The following is a 15,380-nucleotide window of genomic DNA, read 5'->3' as shown; positions in this document are numbered from 1 at the left end:
CAGCAAAATTACTTTGATATATTTCGGCGCGGGGAATTTGGATTGTAAATAAAAGTGTAAACTTTGTAAATAAAAACCTGAAACTATGCTTGATACCCGAAATCTCCTCACCCAGAAGAGCAAATATCTGTGTGGATTTATATTACTCTCACTTATATCTGTAGTCTGCGCGGCATTCAGCATCACCGGCGCCAAATAGTAATGCAAAACACATTTCTAAAAGCTTACTCCAACAGAAGCATAATGTTATTATGAGAGATAGATAACTTGTCCTTATTTACCAACTATTTAGTATATTAATGGTAAGATTTTTTTCATTCTCAACCCTACAAAAGTCACTGCCCGCTGTTAATAAAAAAATTCGCTATCGCAATAAATTACACTTAACTATTTACATGGGTAAGGTAATAAGTAGCCTGGTCGAGTGATGAGAGTTTGTCAAAACCTGCCTGCCTTAATAGTGTTACCAATTGCCCGCGATGGTAGGTTGAATGGTTGATGCTATGCGCAAATGTTTGCCAGTAAGGCAATTGCCCTGATCCTCCCCTGGGATAAACAAAGGTGACGGCATCGGTATAATTTTCTTCCGGCCAGTTTTTTATAAAATTGTGCATCCCGGCGGAAGCAGTTTTCCAAATATCAATCAGTTCGTTTTTTGGGCCCTCAAAATGGGATGTAAGGTAGGTGGGCGCTGGCGCTTTTATCCAGAAATCTATCCAAATCTTTTCAGCGCTGGCAATATGTACTGCCGTTTGCCTTACACTACCAAAACTGCTTATAAGCGTTTGTTCCCATTGTTCATCGCTAACCTGGCTAAGCCAGGCCATAGCTTTATCATTCGCCCAACTGTTATAAGCAGCTAAGGCCGTAAAATATTGCTTGGTCATTTTTTTTAATTATTTAGTTGGTACTGTTTGGGCGTTATGCCGTGTACCTGTTTAAAAGATTGTATAAAGCTGGATAGGTTCTCATAACCCAGTTCATAATAGATATCACTGGCTTTGTGTCCGCCCTGCTTAAGTAGCCGGGCGGCTTTCTCCATTCTTTTTTCCAGCAGCCATTTGCTGGGCGAGGTGCCGTAAAGCCTGGCGAAGCGCCGCTTAAAGGTTGATAAACTTGCGTTGCATAAAAAGGCCAGTTCTTCTACACTCACCGGCTGATCGATATGGGCATTTACCGCCTGCCTGATGACGATATCGTCGGCTGCTTCATGGCTCATGCCACGCAGCTTTTGTAGAATTCCAGGATAACTTTCGCCCAGGTAAAGCAGTAGCTCATACAGTTTTAGTTGCTGCATATTTGGCGAGATGGCTTGATTTTCAGCAAGCATATGCCCCAAAGAACTAATGAAGTTTTGGATAAAGGCATCCTGTTGGAAGCGCAGGATAGGCTCCTCCTGTAGTTGACTGGCGGTCGCCCTTAGCAGTTCCTGGTGCCGGATAAAAAAATCAGCCAGTACGCGATTATCAAAAGCGATCAGGATACTTCGGTAATTGCCGCCCGGCGCAACTATTTTTTCGCTCATCAGGCAATTGCCGGCAGCAAGCAGCAAAAACTGCCCGGGTATAATGCTCACTATTTTGCCTGCATAATGAACAGTCTTTTCGCCTTCCAACAGGAAGCTAAAAAGATTTTGTTGCAGCGTGATCCTGTTCCTGATACTGGCCCCCTCGGCCTGGTAACTAAAAATCCTGATCGGTTCTGCTTGTTTCATTCCAGGCTAATTTAATGCTTTTGTCCATAAACCAGCAGCGAAGCTTTGGCAAGCGTTGCATAATGTAGGTTGAATCCCACGTACGCTGGCGTAGCGTTTTGATCTAATTGCAGTTTTTGCCCCAGTACATAAACGGTAATCAGGTAACGGTGCGCCGGTCCTTCGGGCGGTGCAGCACCGGCATAACCAGCAAAACCCATATCGGTGTTGCTTTGTATGGTGCCTTTGGGTAATAGGTTTTTACTGATGTCGCCTGCATTCGCCGGCAATTCAGTTACCCCGGCAGGGATATTAAAAACAATCCAATGCCAGAAGCCACTGCCTGTTGGCGCGTCCTGGTCGTATATGGTCAGTGCGAAAGCCCTTGTTTCTTTGGGCGCGTTCTCCCAATAAAGCTGCGGCGATCGGTTTTGCCCGGTAAAACCCATACTATCTGCGTATTGTTTGATGTTTAATTGCCCGCCCAGCTCTTTGCTCTTTAATGTAAATGTTGCCATTGCTTGAATCCTTTTATCTGATAAGTCAAAGGTAGGCGGTAGCTACAAGTAATCTCAGAGGGAAACGTTCAAAAAGTATCGTTAAACGTTCAATTTTATTCGTATTTTTTCCCAGATTGTCCGTGCGCGTAGGGTGTACCAAGCTGGCAGATGAACGACATGCTAAAACGGATTAGCAAATGTATCAATGGCCTCACAATACCCCCGCCAGCAGGTAAACGTTATGCTAAAACGATTTTTATTTTCACCAATAGCTTACCCGGCGTTCGCGTTAGGGATGGCAGCGGATACAGGCCCATGAGCGTAATGCCTGCAGGCGTATGAGCGTACAGCCCGGCCCCATTTCTATCAATGGGGCAACGCCCTTGTTTGGTGAGTGGTTGGATTGGGTGAGTGGTTGATTAAGTTGAAAAGCGAGGCTTATTCTTTAACGCCTGTTAACCCAATCAACCATTCACTCAATCAACCGGTTATTAACGTCTCTTTAACCTATTCAACCACTCACTCACCTAATCCCTAATAATAATACACATTCTCCTGCGCATGAGCGGTCAGCTTTTTTGAATCGGTAGCCGCCGAGAGGCCCTGCACCCAGATGGTGTTGAGCGTTTTGTTTTTGATTTGCACATCGGTTAGGGTATACAACACCGTAGCTGTACCTGCCTTATGGATTTCGAAGGTGTAGGTATTGCCGCCGTTAACGGTAACAAAAGGGCTGTACTGTTTGTAGCTTTTTGCCGAAGCCAGGGTAGCGCCTGCTTTAACAACCAGGTCGAGCGCCTGGTTATCGGGGCTCAGATTAACAAAGCGCACGCCGGCCTTGCCTTCATCCGGTACGCCTACCGAATCGGGGATAACCAATATATTGGGGGTACTTACTACGTTGGCCAGAAATACCGAGTAAAGTTTATTGGCCTTGAAAGTGGCGGTATCGCTGATTATTTTCTGATTGCTGGCGCCTACATAAAATGTGATGGTACGTTTGCCGGTATAGGCGTTAATATAATCGAGGCTCTCGCCGCTTTTGATGTAAAAATTGTTGGCCCGGTTTTGGTCAAGGAAAAAATCAACCGGCTGGGCATCGGGCGAAGCGTTGATTGCCGAAACCAAAGCCACTTTAGGCGCGATGTATTGGTGATTGTCGTCGTTTTTAAGGCACGATGTTAAAGAAACCGCAAGCAAACATATCATCCCGATCATGCCTGCCCTTTGTGTAAAAATTTGCTTCATAGTAATGGTTAGTAAATATATATAAAACCATTACGGATGTTTTTTTGCAAACGCTACAAGCGGTATAGATTTGAGGTTAAAGCGGAAAGGCAAAAGATGGCTTCGGCCATCTTTAACCTTTCCGTTGTCTTTATTTCTTCACCCAGCCATCTTTTAGAGTAACCGTTCTGTTAAATACCAGTTTATCACTGGTTGAGTATTTATCCAGTGTGAAATATCCTTTGCGCATGAACTGTACGGCGGTGCCGGGTGTGGCGTTGGCCAGGTCGGGTTCAATATAGGCGGTTGGGATAATGTGCAGGCTGTTTGGGTTAATGTAATCCTTAAAGTCGCCTTCCTCGCTTTGTGGGTTCTCTACCTGGAAAAGGCGGTCGTACAGCCTTACTTCGGCGGTTTTGGCGTGTGGTACGCTCACCCAATGGATGGTGCCCTTCACGTTGATGCCGCTGGTATCGTTACCCGATTTTGACTCGGGCAGGTAGCTGCAATGAATTTCGGTTATGTTGCCGTCTGCATCCTTCACAAAGTCGTCGCAACGGATGATGTAAGCATTTTTTAGCCTCACCATCAATCCCACACCCAGGCGGAAGAATTTCTTGGGCGGCACTTCCATAAAGTCTTCCCGCTCAATCCAAAGTTCGCGGCTGAATGGAAACTCGCGGCTGCCGTCGCCATCTTCGGCTTCGGGGTTGTTTTCGCCATGCATAATCTCCACCTCGCCTTCGGGGTAGTTGGTCAGGATACATTTTATAGGGTCGAGCACGGCCATACGGCGCCATGCGGTTTTGTTCAGGTCTTCGCGGATACAGAATTCCAGCAGGCCAACATCAATCATATTTTCGCGTTTGGCTACGCCGATGCGTTCGCAAAACTCGCGGATACTGGCAGGCGTATACCCCCGGCGGCGCAGGCCGCTAATGGTAGGCATGCGTGGGTCGTCCCAGCCGTCAACATGCTTTTCAACCACCAGTTGCAGCAGCTTGCGCTTGCTCATTACGGTATAGTTGAGGTTAAGGCGGGCAAACTCGTATTGTTTAGATGGGAAGATGCTTAGCTTTTCGATAAACCAATCATATAAAGCACGGTGAGGGATAAACTCAAGCGTACAAATAGAGTGGGTTATCTGCTCAATAGCATCTGATTGGCCGTGGGCAAAATCGTACATGGGGTATATGCACCAGGCATCGCCGGTACGGTGGTGATGGGCGTGTTTAATGCGGTACATCAAAGGGTCGCGCAGGTGCATGTTGGGTGCGGCAAGGTCAACCTTGGCGCGCAGCACCTTGGCTCCATCGGGGTATTTGCCGGCTTTCATATCGGCAAACAGCTCCAAATTTTCCTCAACAGAGCGGCTGCGGTACTGGTTGGGTACGCCGGGCTCGGTAGGGGTGCCTTTTTGATGGGCAATTTCTTCGGCTGTGCTGTCGTCAACATAGGCCAGGTTGGCTTTAATAAGCGTTACCGCAAACTCATATAGCTGGTCGAAGTAGTCGGAAGCGTACAGCTCTTCGGCCCAGTTAAAGCCCAGCCATTTAACATCTTCCTTAATGCTGTCAACGTATTCCACATCCTCTTTAACAGGGTTGGTATCATCAAAACGCAGGTTGGTTTTGCCATTGTATTTTTGGGCCAAACCAAAGTTAAGGCAAATAGATTTGGCGTGGCCAATATGCAGGTAACCATTAGGCTCGGGCGGGAAACGGGTTAATACCCTGCCGCCGTGCTTGCCGTTGGCTATATCTTCTTCAACAATTTCTTCTATAAAGTTCAGTGATTTTTCTTCGCTCATAGGGCAAAAATAATAAAAAAAAGCCCCCTCCGCCCCCTTAATGGGTGAACTTAAATAAAATACGGATGGAAGGAAATATCGAATAATGAATTTAGAATATCCAACACCGAAATTTTCCTTCATTATCCGGCATTGGATATTCGGTGTTCGATATTAAATCGCCCGCAGAAAACAGGGCAGTCTATTGTTTTTAGCGGAAAAACATTAAATTTGAAAAACCGCTAACATCAAACCCTACGCCCCAATGAATATGCAACAAGGCAATTACATGAACTTTCAGGATATGACGCCCGAGGAGATGGCCTTTTTACAACAAGCTACAGCAAACCTCAACGAAAGCCAAACCAATTATTTTTACATGGTTTACAGCAGCAAAAGGAAATCGGCACAGGAAATTATGTTGTTTACGCTGTTGGGATTTGTTGGCTTTGGAGGAATACACCGCTTTGTTTTAGGTCAGGTTGGTATGGGTATTGCTTATTTGCTAACCTTTGGCCTATGTTGGGTTGGCACCATTATGGATTTGATAAACAATAAATCGCTGGTATTGAAGTATAATAAGGATGCCGCTTATGACAGCCACCGGATGGCGTTAATGACGCCGTAAATAATAAATGAGGCATCAATATATTATTTCCATAGATCGTCGGTTTTTATAGCTTTAAATTTACCGGCCTTAAAATTATCCCTGCTACGGTTAATTTTCTCTACAAATTCCGGATCATACGGAGATTCGCCTTCTTCAAAGCGGATCTTTAATGCCTTCATAAAGGCTTTTAGTGCTGCTAATTTCTCTTTGTTTTCCGGATGTGCAATTAAAATTCCCATAACCCAATTTACTATTTTATTTTAAGAATGAATATTTGATATATTAGCATATCAATTTATATGAAACTATCCGCTCTAACCACCTACCTTGAAAGCCTTGCGCCGCTCGTTTACCAGGAGGATTATGATAATGCAGGCCTTATTATAGGCCATCCCGACCAGGAAATATCCCAGGCGCTGCTATCTTTAGATTGTACTGAAGCGGTTGTTGACGAAGCTATTGCTACAGGCTGCCAGCTAATTATATCCCATCACCCCATAGTTTTCAGGGGATTAAAGAAATTTAACAGTAAAACATACGTAGAGCGTGTTGTTGAAAAAGCCATTCGCAAGGGTATAGCCCTGTATGCTATTCATACCAACCTTGATAATGTAATGCACGGGGTTAACAGCCGCATATGCGATACCCTTGGCCTTAAAAACTGCCGTATATTGCTACCCAAGCATAACCTGATTAAAAAGCTGGTTACCTTTGTACCCCACAGCCATGCCGATGCCGTGCGCGAAGCCTTATTTGCAGCCGGGGCCGGTAATATTGGCAATTACAGCGAAGTTAGCTTTAACGCCGAGGGAACAGGCACATTTAAAGGGAATGAATTAACGGTGCCTCATGTAGGCGAGCCGGGCAAACGTCACCGCGAAAGCGAGGTGTGCATTCAAACCGTTTACCCCGCCAACCTGGAAAGTAAAATAATCATGGCGCTGATATTGGCCCACCCCTACGAAGAGGTGGCTTATGACCTGTACAGCTTAACCAACCAAAACCAACAGGTAGGTTCAGGTATGATTGGCGAGCTGGAAGTGCCCACCAACCAGGAATCCTTTTTGTTTCATGTAAAAGATAAGATGCGCACGCACGTAATAAGGCATACCGCTTTTACCCACAAACCCATCAAAAAAGTGGCTGTTTGCGGGGGCTCGGGAGGCTTTTTACTGAAGCATGCCATAGCCGCCGGAGCCGACATTTTCATCACCTCTGACTACAAGTATCACGAGTTTTTTGACGCCGAAGGAAAGATAGTGATTGCCGATATCGGACACTTTGAGAGTGAACAATTTACGGTGCAATTATTGTATGAAATAATTAGAAAAAAATTCCCTATCTTTGCCGTCCGTTTAACAGAAGTAAATACAAACCCCGTCAAATATTTTATTTAATGGAACAAACCGTAGAACAGAAGCTTAAAGCTTTATACGAACTCCAAACCATCCACACCAAAATTGACAGAATACGCCAGGTACGTGGCGAGCTGCCAATGGAAGTTGCCGATCTGGAAGATGATGTTGCAGGCCTTGAAACCCGCATACAGAAAATCAAATATGAGCTGGATGATGTAGAGGATGAGATTGTAACCCGCAAAAACCTGATCAAAGATGCTCAGGCTAACATCAAAAAATACGAAGCGCAACTTAACGAAGTTAAGAACAACCGTGAGTATGATGCGATATCAAAAGAAATTGAGATACAAGGATTAGATATACAGGTAAGTGAGAAGAAGATAAGGGAGTATGGTTTCGAGATAACTTCAAAAACCCAGGTATACGAAAAAGCCCTTGCCGATCTGGAAGCACGCAAGAACGATCTTGATGCCAAGAAAGATGAGTTAGGTGTTATTACCGCCGAAACTGAGAAAGAAGAGAACGATCTTGTTGCCCAGGCAGAAAAGGCTATCCCGAATATTGAAGAGCGTTTATTTACAGCTTATACCCGCTTGCGCCAAAATGCAAAAAATGGTTTAGCGGTAGTAACCATTCAGCGCGATTCATGTTCTGGTTGTTTTAACCAAATCCCGCCTCAGCGCCAGTCGGATATCCGTCAGCGCAAAAAGATCATCGTTTGCGAACATTGCGGACGTATCCTGGTTGATGAGCAGATGGCCTTAGAAGCCGAAACTGTATAAGCAAACCACTTATAAAATTAATATAAAAGGCATCTTATGGGTGCCTTTTTTTGTTAACTGAATTTTTATGAGAAGATCAAGGCTGCTTTATTTTATACTCATTATAGCTACAATAATTATTGGCCTGCTTTCCCGGCATTTTAAAAGCATCCCGCTGTTTATTGGCGATATCCTTTGGGCGCTAATGGTTTATTTTATCGTGAGCTTCCTGTTTATCAATAATCCTATAAAAGTAGTGGTTATTGCCAGCCTGTTGTTTTGCTTCGCTATAGAGTTCAGCCAGCTTTATAAAGCGCCCTGGATAAATGATTTGAGGCATACGCTGTTTGGTAAGCTTGTTTTAGGCGCAGGCTTTTTATGGAGCGATTTGCTGTGTTATGTAGTTGGTGTGGGGATAGGCTGTATTTTTGACTTTTACATACTTGAAAAAACTCCAAAATAGCTTAAAACATACTCGTCTGCTTGCCCTTCCTCGGCACAAATAAGGTATAGTCATACTCCGGCATCTCCCGGCCATCCAAAAAGCGGTTACAGGCCATCCTGAACATCTGGTGGATGGATTCGGCTACCTTTCCCTCGCCGCTCATTCGCCGGCCAAAGTCGCTATCGTTCAGGTTGCCGTCGTGGCAGGAGCGAATCATGTTCAACACCTTTTCGGCACGATTAGGGAAAGCTTTATAGATCCAGTCGCTAAATAAATCGGCAATACTCCCGTTAAGGCGCACTATTGTAAATCCGGCAGCCAAAGCGCCCCTATCGGCTGCAGCCTTGATAATGTTAGGGACTTCGTTACTATTCAGCCCCGGAATAATAGGCGCTGCCATTACCCTTACCGGAATGCCTTTTTCTGAGAGCTTTTGAACAACGGCCAGCCTACCGGTCGCGGTAACCGTTCTTGGTTCCAGTTTTTGGCGAAGCTGTTCGTCAAGGGAAGTAATTGATACGTTAACATGAACCAGGTTCATGGCTGCCAGTTCGGTTAAAATATCCAGATCGCGCAGTACCAGGTTGTTTTTGGTGATGATGGCTACCGGGTTTTTGTATTTCAGGAAAACCTCCAGCAACCTCCGGGTAATTTTCAAATCGCGTTCAATGGGCTGATAACAATCGGTATTGCCCGATAGCAGTATGCATACGGGCTTATAATTCTTTTTATTAAAATATTGCTCAAGCAATTCAGGAGCGTTGCGCTTTACTATAATCTTACGTTCAAAATCAAGACCCGCGCTAAAGCCGTAGTACTCATGCGTGTTACGGGCATAACAGTAAATACAACCATGTTCGCAGCCCTGGTAGGGGTTTATGGAGTACATGTGGCTTAAATCGGGACTATTTGATTCGCTTACAATCTTTTTGGGGGTTTCTTCAAAAAGCTGCGTGGCGCTATTTTCAAGCAATGGCTCGTCAAGCCCTTCCACATGCTCGGCCACATATTTGCTTTTCAAAAATTTGTTGTGGGTATTAACCTGTGCCCCTCTGCCCTTAAAAAAAATGGGGTTATCCTCATGCGCCATAAGGCAAATTTGCTAAATAAATTAGCAAATTACAAATCTATCAGCTTGTTTTTAATGCTGTATAAAACCAGTCCCACCCGGCTTTTTATCTGTAGTTTTTCAAAAAGATGATCGCGGAAACTATCAACCGTACGCACGCTGATATTCATGGTGTCGGCAATCTCCTTATAGGTAAGTTCGGTGCTTGTAAGGCGCAGAAATTCAATTTCGCGGGGGTTTAGCTGTACCTGGGCTTCCTTATCAATATTGAAATTATTTAACAGGTGGCGGGTAACAAAATCCGGGTAAAACAAGTCGCCTTCGCTTACTTTAATCAGCGCGCGTTCAAATTCATCCGGTTCGGCATCTTTTAGCAAATATCCTTTTACGCCAGCCCTTACCATTAATAGTACTTTCTCGGCATCTTCAAACATGGATAGGATAATGATGCGGATAGACGGATGATATTTGCGGAGCCACTGAGCGGTAGATATGCCGTCCATCACAGGCATATTAATATCAAGCAAAATAATATCGGGAACCATGCCAGAATCGATACTTCGTATTAATTCCTGCCCGTGCGCGGCTTCAAATAGTATATTATAGCCGCCAAAGCTATCAATGAGCGCTGCAATGCCACTCCTGAAAAGGCGATGATCATCTACCAGGGCTATTTGAATGGGTTTCGTTAGCATAATTTTCTTCAACCAGGGGGTTAAGTGATAACTTAATAGTACAGCCTTGTTTGAGCGAACTGGTTATAACAGCCTCTGCCCCAATCAAACCCGCCCTATTTTTCATGTTACGCAATCCCGATCCGCTTTTGTCGGTCAGCAATTCGGGTTGGAAACCTGCGCCATCATCTTCGATGGTCAAATTAAACATTTGTGCATTATAATACAAACCGATTTTAATGTTTGCTGCATCCGCATGTTTCAACGCATTATTAAGCGCCTCCTGGAATATCCTGAACAATACCAGTTCGCGCTGCTCGCCAAGGGAATACATTTCGCCCTCAACGTTTAAATCCATATTAATAAGGCCGCTTTTGTTCACCCTTATCGCTTCCAGCTCCAGCGTTTTCACCAGGCCTAATGAGTTGATGTGTTCAAAACTTAAACTTTTTGACAGGTTACGCAAATCTGTAATGGTTTGCGCTATAAGTTCGCGGCTATCATTCAACTTTACCTTTTCCTCGCCGCCGAGTTTGTTGGCCAACAGGCCCATATTGAGTTTTACAAACGATAATACCTGTGTAATGTTATCATGCATCTCGCGGCTTACGTAGTTCAGGGTTTCTTCCTGTATTTCTATCCGGGTTTTTAACAACTCCTGTTTAAACGACGATTTCAGCTCGGCCTTCTCCATGGCATTTTTATTTTGTTTTTTTTGAAACATCAATAAAAAACCGACCATAAAAAATCCCAGCAAAAGCAGTAACGCAGTACCGGCTATAATTATAAGGATAACTTCTTCGTCTTTGAAAAGCATAAAAAGGTTGTAGTTAAAGGAGGATTGAGCAATGGTTTTGAAATACCCGACTGCTCAATTGCAAGGATAAGAAAATAGCCGCTATTTTCATACGATGTAATACTCAAAACTATGCCAAAAGGAAATAAAACTTACCAGCTATAGCTGGTAAGTTTTATTGATTGTGCTTTTACAGTACCAACCTCTTTTTCTCTTTTCGTGCGCATAAAAACGTGTATATCAATATAAAATTGAGGAAAAGATTAGCAAGGCCAGGGATAGTGGCCGCAAGAATGTAGAAGTTATAATTGTTTTTATATGCCATGTAGCTAAAGCACACATAAAAAAAGAATTTTGAAAGAAAGTAAAAAAGTAATCCGGTAACAACTAAAAATGGAGGGTGATTAAGGAGTTCTAGGCCTTCCTCAGCTTTATCGAGCGTTCTGTAATAATAAATACTAATTAAGGTTAATATGAATAAAAACTGTAGGACGATAGCGATAGTATTCTGTTTCCAAAAACCTTGTATAAATGCCATATCAATAACTGATATAAACATTATTAAGCCTAAAAACACATACACTTTTCGTTTATATGAAAAACTATCCGAAAGCGAAACCATAAAATAAGTGCATAAGCAACATTCTAACATTTCTTCGAGATTACTGGCCCATAAATTAGTATGATTGACCATAAGCCAGTCTAGCTCGTTAGCGGTTTCGTATACTATACAAAAGGCAAAGTAAGGTAAAAGCCATTTGAAATTGGGAGCAAGCGACTTATATGCGTATATGCAGAAAAAAAAGGTTATAAATAATGAAATATAGTAAACGTGATATAGCATAAGATCATGTAAACATTGCTTAATAGATTTAATTTATGTTAATAATAAACGACGTTTTTTAACACCCGATAAATACGAAACAAACTACTCCAAGGTTGTTAAAATACTATTTATCGGATGCTAATTAAAAAGGGCCGTTTAACTCGGGCAGAATGGAGGGCAAGCCTTTCCATCATTCACCGGGTCCAGCCCATCCGCCAGCAAACTAGTATCCGATAACGCGTCAGCATGGCCGCTGTCCTTATTAACGGTGCCAGCAAGCATCACCGTCGTTTGTCCCGGTGTGGTTGGATGCTTTTCATCATGGGCAGCCAAATGCACCCGCACGCCTGTAGCATGTGCCGGTAGCTTGTTTACAAAATCTTTAAATGCGTCGATATCAAACCAAACCGATTTGGTATCATTAATACCATGTGTTTTGTCGATAACGTTTTTACGGGTGGCATGGTAGTGGTCTACCATTTTTTTTGCTTCGGTTAAATCAATTTTCTTCATGTTAATAAGGGGTTTTTAGTTAGGGTTATACGTGTTTAAACTGCATTGAGTTAATAGAAACAAGTATAATTTATTTTAATTATAATTCGGCAGTCAGCGATATTTTAATAATATTTTTTTAACCTTTTACGGTAATTCGCAGCCAAAATGTGTGGGAGGCGTTAGCTAACACCCAACAATAAATGCAGGCGGCGCTGCAGGGTGTGGCTGGAATATGAATTCAAAAATATCTGAGATATTAGGCCTCGTGCGAGTCATCCAATAAAAAAACGAAAAGCTCTTTGGGGCCGTGGGCGCCAAGCACCAGGGTTTTCTCAATATCGGCGGTTCGGCTGGGGCCCGTTACATTGGTGATCATGGATGGCAGGCGGTTGCCGTATTTGTTTTTCAACAGTTTAAAACCATCTTTAATATCCATCACCATTTGCGATGTATAAGCCAACACAATGTGTACCGGCGGATAGATGCTTAAGCGCCGGCCGGCCATATTACCGTTGGATAACAAAATACTGCCATTGCGGGCTATTAAAGCCTCACACAGGGTAAAGCCAACCTCGGCCAGGTCAAAGTCTTTATCGGTTTCGTAAAAGGGGTATTCAAAGCGGGCAAGTACTTCCTGCAGACCAGGCTCCCAGCAGTATATTTTGTGCCAGTTGCGTTCTTCGGCCAGGGTAAGCAGGGTTTCTATAAATTGCACCTCGTCTTCGCAAAAAATAAACTGGCCGTTAACGGCAGTAAATTGCTCGGCAAAAACAACTTCAGGTATTTCATCATCAGTTGCGTAAAGCGGCAGGTCTTCCAGTTGGGGATATGGATTGTCCCTTTTCTCCAATAGTGCCTTGCGGATCTTCTTTAGCAGTTTTTCTTTTGATGTGGTAATATCCCTCATAGTATAAAAAGGAAAGCCACCAGCTAAGCTGATGGCTTTTTTAATAATGTATTTAACTAAAACTTTGGATCGGGCTCATCCATCCTTGATAACTCAGGATTGATCACATTCTCGGGTATCGCATTGTTATCAGGTACTAAAGTTGGTTCGCCGTTTACAAACTTATCATAAGCGGTACGGTGCTCAAAAGGGCGTTTGCCCAAAAGCTCTTCCAGGTCGGCCTGAAACAATACTTCTTTCTCCAAAAGTTTTTTCGCAACTTTTTCTAATCCGTCGCGGTGTTTAATCAGTAACTCTTTTGTTTTGGCATACACGTCTTCAACCAGGCTTCTAACTTCCGAGTCGATGAGGTTTGCGGTAACGTCAGAGTATGGTTTGCTAAACTGGTTTTCGCCCTGCGGATCGTAAAACGATACGTTACCAACTTTACCATTCATGCCGTATATTTTTACCATGCCATAAGCCAGGCGGGTAATGCGTTCCAAATCACTCAAGGCACCTGTGGTGATTTTACCGAAAGTAATATCTTCGGCAACACGGCCGCCCATTGATAATATCATATCATCAATCAACTCTTCTTTGGCAACCAGGAACCTTTCGTTTGGCAGGTACTGGGCATATCCTAAAGCGGCAACGCCACGCGGTACGATAGAAACTTTAACCAGCGGATCGGTATGCTCTAAAAACCATCCGGCTATAGCATGGCCAGCTTCGTGGTAAGCTACCACGCGTTTTTCTTCAGGCGAAATCAAGGTGTTCTTTTTCTCTAAACCACCAATCACACGGTCAACGGCATCCTGAAAATCCGACATGTCAACCGCCTCTTTGTTTTTACGGGCAGCTATAAGGGCCGCTTCGTTACAAACGTTGGCAATTTCGGCGCCTGCAAAACCTGGTGTTTGTGCCGATAATTTTTTGGCATCAACATCATCAGATAATTTAAGCGGTTTTAAGTGAACTTTAAAGATCTGCTCGCGGCCATTCAAATCGGGTTTATCAATAGATACCTGCCTGTCAAAACGTCCGGGACGTAATAAAGCCGAATCCAATACATCGGGGCGGTTAGTTGCAGCAAGAATGATGATACCCGAATCGGTACCAAAACCATCCATCTCTACCAACAGCTGGTTCAATGTATTTTCGCGCTCATCATTACCGCCAACAATATTGTTTTTACCACGGGCACGTCCAATGGCGTCAATCTCGTCAATGAATATAATACATGGCGCTTTATCTTTTGCCTGGCGGAACAAGTCGCGCACACGTGATGCACCTACGCCCACAAACATTTCCACAAAATCAGATCCTGAAAGGGAGAAGAACGGAACGTGGGCTTCGCCGGCAACGGCTTTTGCCAATAAGGTTTTACCTGTACCCGGCGAGCCTACAAGCAATGCGCCTTTAGGAATTTTACCACCCAGGTTGGTGTATTTTTTAGGATTTTTCAGGAAATCAACAATTTCCATCACCTCCTGCTTGGCTTCTTCTAAACCGGCAACATCATTAAATGTAACGGTTACCTGTGCCTCTTTATCAAACAAGGTTGCTTTTGATTTGCCGATATTGAATATCTGGCCGCCTGGGCCACCGCCCGAACCACCACTCATACGGCGCATGATAAATATCCACACTGCCGCAAATAATATCACCATAATTACGCCCTGTACAAGCCAGTTTGATAAAAAGCTTTCGCGGCCCTGTTGCAATTCAAGCGAAACATCACTTAAAGACGGGTCGGCAGCTTGTGCTGCAGCAATTGATTTTTTAAGGCTCTCAAAAGAGTCGTCGGTAAAAGTATACTGGGGCCCGCTGCTTCCTGCAAACATGTGCTGCTCTTTACCAAGGGCAGAATATTCTGGCTTGGTATCAAGGCTTTGTTTTTTAATATATACTTCCCCAATGATCAAATCGCCGCTTTTATAAGCTATAATTTTTTCAACATCATGCTGTTTAAGCATCTTGGTTTCAAAGTCCTGGTAGGTTATCCGTTTACCCGTATCGTTGCTTAACAAGGTTGTTGCAAGCAGGAACGCTAAAACAATGATGCCATAAATCCACATAATATTAAACTTTGGTGGCTTAGGCGGCGTTTTTTTATTCAGGATCTTCCTGATCGGTTTTGGACTTTCTGATTTATTATCGTTATCTTTCATCTCTTTGTTACGAGCTCAAACTTACTATCTATAATTTAAAAAACAAGGTTATTACCATGACGCTATTGCAAGCCTTT

At 43.6% G+C, this 15,380-nt stretch carries 16 protein-coding genes; 4 read left to right on the top strand and 12 right to left on the bottom strand.

The features are described 5' to 3' along the window. Nucleotides 1–383: 383 nt before the first annotated feature. From ACFGVS_RS21815 to ACFGVS_RS21795, 5 genes are all read right to left on the bottom strand, one after another. Complete coding sequence (locus ACFGVS_RS21815; protein WP_439695569.1) at nt 384–887, bottom strand: DinB family protein; 504 nt, start codon at nt 885–887, stop codon at nt 384–386. Nucleotides 888–892: 5 nt separating this feature from the next. Continuing rightward, nucleotides 893–1,714, bottom strand: coding sequence for a helix-turn-helix domain-containing protein (locus ACFGVS_RS21810; RefSeq protein WP_090652186.1), 822 nt, complete (start codon nt 1,712–1,714; stop codon nt 893–895). An 11-nt stretch (nt 1,715–1,725) separates the two neighbouring features. After that, entirely contained in the window at nt 1,726–2,211 is a 486-nt protein-coding gene (locus ACFGVS_RS21805; RefSeq protein ID WP_439695568.1) for a YbhB/YbcL family Raf kinase inhibitor-like protein, read from the bottom strand. A 516-nt stretch (nt 2,212–2,727) separates the two neighbouring features. Beyond that, on the bottom strand, nt 2,728–3,441 hold the full coding sequence (locus tag ACFGVS_RS21800) for a DUF4397 domain-containing protein (RefSeq protein ID WP_274211150.1): 714 nt from the start codon (nt 3,439–3,441) through the stop codon (nt 2,728–2,730). 130 nt (nt 3,442–3,571) lie between these two features. Continuing rightward, nucleotides 3,572–5,230, bottom strand: coding sequence for a glutamine--tRNA ligase/YqeY domain fusion protein (locus ACFGVS_RS21795; RefSeq protein WP_439695567.1), 1,659 nt, complete (start codon nt 5,228–5,230; stop codon nt 3,572–3,574). Nucleotides 5,231–5,474: 244 nt separating this feature from the next. Between ACFGVS_RS21795 and ACFGVS_RS21790 the strand changes: the two genes are divergently transcribed. Then, the gene (locus ACFGVS_RS21790) at nt 5,475–5,837 is read left to right on the top strand and encodes a TM2 domain-containing protein (RefSeq protein ID WP_090652190.1); all 363 of its coding nucleotides are present in this window, start codon (nt 5,475–5,477) and stop codon (nt 5,835–5,837) included. A 23-nt stretch (nt 5,838–5,860) separates the two neighbouring features. Here the strand turns inward: ACFGVS_RS21790 and ACFGVS_RS21785 are convergent, their stop codons facing one another. Next, the gene (locus ACFGVS_RS21785) at nt 5,861–6,058 is read right to left on the bottom strand and encodes a DUF2683 family protein (protein WP_090652191.1); all 198 of its coding nucleotides are present in this window, start codon (nt 6,056–6,058) and stop codon (nt 5,861–5,863) included. Between the two features lie 60 nt (nt 6,059–6,118). Here ACFGVS_RS21785 and ACFGVS_RS21780 point away from each other — a divergent pair, with 60 nt between their 5' ends. The 3 genes from ACFGVS_RS21780 (at nt 6,119) to ACFGVS_RS21770 (ending at nt 8,401) form a co-directional block, all read left to right on the top strand. Next, nucleotides 6,119–7,216, top strand: coding sequence for a Nif3-like dinuclear metal center hexameric protein (locus ACFGVS_RS21780; protein ID WP_090652192.1), 1,098 nt, complete (start codon nt 6,119–6,121; stop codon nt 7,214–7,216). Next, nucleotides 7,216–7,959 (top strand): zinc ribbon domain-containing protein, encoded by a 744-nt coding sequence (locus ACFGVS_RS21775; RefSeq protein WP_090652193.1) that lies wholly within the window; start codon nt 7,216–7,218, stop codon nt 7,957–7,959. The genes ACFGVS_RS21780 and ACFGVS_RS21775 overlap by 1 nt, the downstream gene beginning before the upstream one ends. 67 nt (nt 7,960–8,026) lie before the next feature. Beyond that, nucleotides 8,027–8,401 (top strand): DUF2809 domain-containing protein, encoded by a 375-nt coding sequence (locus ACFGVS_RS21770; protein WP_439695566.1) that lies wholly within the window; start codon nt 8,027–8,029, stop codon nt 8,399–8,401. Between the two features lies 1 nt (nt 8,402). On the opposite strand, the gene ACFGVS_RS21765 is transcribed toward ACFGVS_RS21770, so the two are convergent. From ACFGVS_RS21765 to ftsH, 6 genes are all read right to left on the bottom strand, one after another. Further along, nucleotides 8,403–9,473, bottom strand: coding sequence for a PA0069 family radical SAM protein (locus tag ACFGVS_RS21765; RefSeq protein ID WP_090652195.1), 1,071 nt, complete (start codon nt 9,471–9,473; stop codon nt 8,403–8,405). 29 nt (nt 9,474–9,502) lie between these two features. Then, complete coding sequence (locus tag ACFGVS_RS21760) at nt 9,503–10,147, bottom strand: response regulator (RefSeq protein WP_090652196.1); 645 nt, start codon at nt 10,145–10,147, stop codon at nt 9,503–9,505. Further along, complete coding sequence (locus ACFGVS_RS21755; RefSeq protein WP_090652197.1) at nt 10,110–10,943, bottom strand: sensor histidine kinase; 834 nt, start codon at nt 10,941–10,943, stop codon at nt 10,110–10,112. Before ACFGVS_RS21755 ends, ACFGVS_RS21760 begins: the two co-directional genes overlap by 38 nt. Nucleotides 10,944–11,904: 961 nt before the next feature. Next, nucleotides 11,905–12,261 (bottom strand): hypothetical protein, encoded by a 357-nt coding sequence (locus ACFGVS_RS21750; protein ID WP_439695565.1) that lies wholly within the window; start codon nt 12,259–12,261, stop codon nt 11,905–11,907. A gap of 238 nt (nt 12,262–12,499) precedes the next feature. Beyond that, nucleotides 12,500–13,150, bottom strand: a complete 651-nt coding sequence (locus tag ACFGVS_RS21745; protein WP_090652200.1) for a LutC/YkgG family protein — start codon at nt 13,148–13,150, stop codon at nt 12,500–12,502. Nucleotides 13,151–13,206: 56 nt separating this feature from the next. After that, nucleotides 13,207–15,303, bottom strand: coding sequence for an ATP-dependent zinc metalloprotease FtsH (ftsH, locus tag ACFGVS_RS21740; RefSeq protein WP_439695564.1), 2,097 nt, complete (start codon nt 15,301–15,303; stop codon nt 13,207–13,209). Between the last annotated feature and the right edge of the window lie 77 nt (nt 15,304–15,380).

Source organism: Mucilaginibacter sediminis (assembly GCF_051903035.1).
Classification (GTDB): Bacteria; Bacteroidota; Bacteroidia; order Sphingobacteriales; family Sphingobacteriaceae; genus Mucilaginibacter.
This window is presented reverse-complemented; position numbering and strand designations above follow the sequence as displayed.

What these genes read in the sequence shown, in the direction of transcription:
- ACFGVS_RS21815 (WP_439695569.1), bottom strand. Translation starts at nt 887, where the DNA reads ATGACCAAGCAATATTTTACGGCCTTAGCTGCTTATAACAGTTGGGCG.
- ACFGVS_RS21810 (WP_090652186.1), bottom strand. Translation starts at nt 1,714, where the DNA reads ATGAAACAAGCAGAACCGATCAGGATTTTTAGTTACCAGGCCGAGGGG.
- ACFGVS_RS21805 (WP_439695568.1), bottom strand. Translation starts at nt 2,211, where the DNA reads ATGGCAACATTTACATTAAAGAGCAAAGAGCTGGGCGGGCAATTAAAC.
- ACFGVS_RS21800 (WP_274211150.1), bottom strand. Translation starts at nt 3,441, where the DNA reads ATGAAGCAAATTTTTACACAAAGGGCAGGCATGATCGGGATGATATGT.
- ACFGVS_RS21795 (WP_439695567.1), bottom strand. Translation starts at nt 5,230, where the DNA reads ATGAGCGAAGAAAAATCACTGAACTTTATAGAAGAAATTGTTGAAGAA.
- ACFGVS_RS21790 (WP_090652190.1), top strand. Translation starts at nt 5,475, where the DNA reads ATGAATATGCAACAAGGCAATTACATGAACTTTCAGGATATGACGCCC.
- ACFGVS_RS21785 (WP_090652191.1), bottom strand. Translation starts at nt 6,058, where the DNA reads ATGGGAATTTTAATTGCACATCCGGAAAACAAAGAGAAATTAGCAGCA.
- ACFGVS_RS21780 (WP_090652192.1), top strand. Translation starts at nt 6,119, where the DNA reads ATGAAACTATCCGCTCTAACCACCTACCTTGAAAGCCTTGCGCCGCTC.
- ACFGVS_RS21775 (WP_090652193.1), top strand. Translation starts at nt 7,216, where the DNA reads ATGGAACAAACCGTAGAACAGAAGCTTAAAGCTTTATACGAACTCCAA.
- ACFGVS_RS21770 (WP_439695566.1), top strand. Translation starts at nt 8,027, where the DNA reads ATGAGAAGATCAAGGCTGCTTTATTTTATACTCATTATAGCTACAATA.
- ACFGVS_RS21765 (WP_090652195.1), bottom strand. Translation starts at nt 9,473, where the DNA reads ATGGCGCATGAGGATAACCCCATTTTTTTTAAGGGCAGAGGGGCACAG.
- ACFGVS_RS21760 (WP_090652196.1), bottom strand. Translation starts at nt 10,147, where the DNA reads ATGCTAACGAAACCCATTCAAATAGCCCTGGTAGATGATCATCGCCTT.
- ACFGVS_RS21755 (WP_090652197.1), bottom strand. Translation starts at nt 10,943, where the DNA reads ATGCTTTTCAAAGACGAAGAAGTTATCCTTATAATTATAGCCGGTACT.
- ACFGVS_RS21750 (WP_439695565.1), bottom strand. Translation starts at nt 12,261, where the DNA reads ATGAAGAAAATTGATTTAACCGAAGCAAAAAAAATGGTAGACCACTAC.
- ACFGVS_RS21745 (WP_090652200.1), bottom strand. Translation starts at nt 13,150, where the DNA reads ATGAGGGATATTACCACATCAAAAGAAAAACTGCTAAAGAAGATCCGC.
- ftsH (WP_439695564.1), bottom strand. Translation starts at nt 15,303, where the DNA reads ATGAAAGATAACGATAATAAATCAGAAAGTCCAAAACCGATCAGGAAG.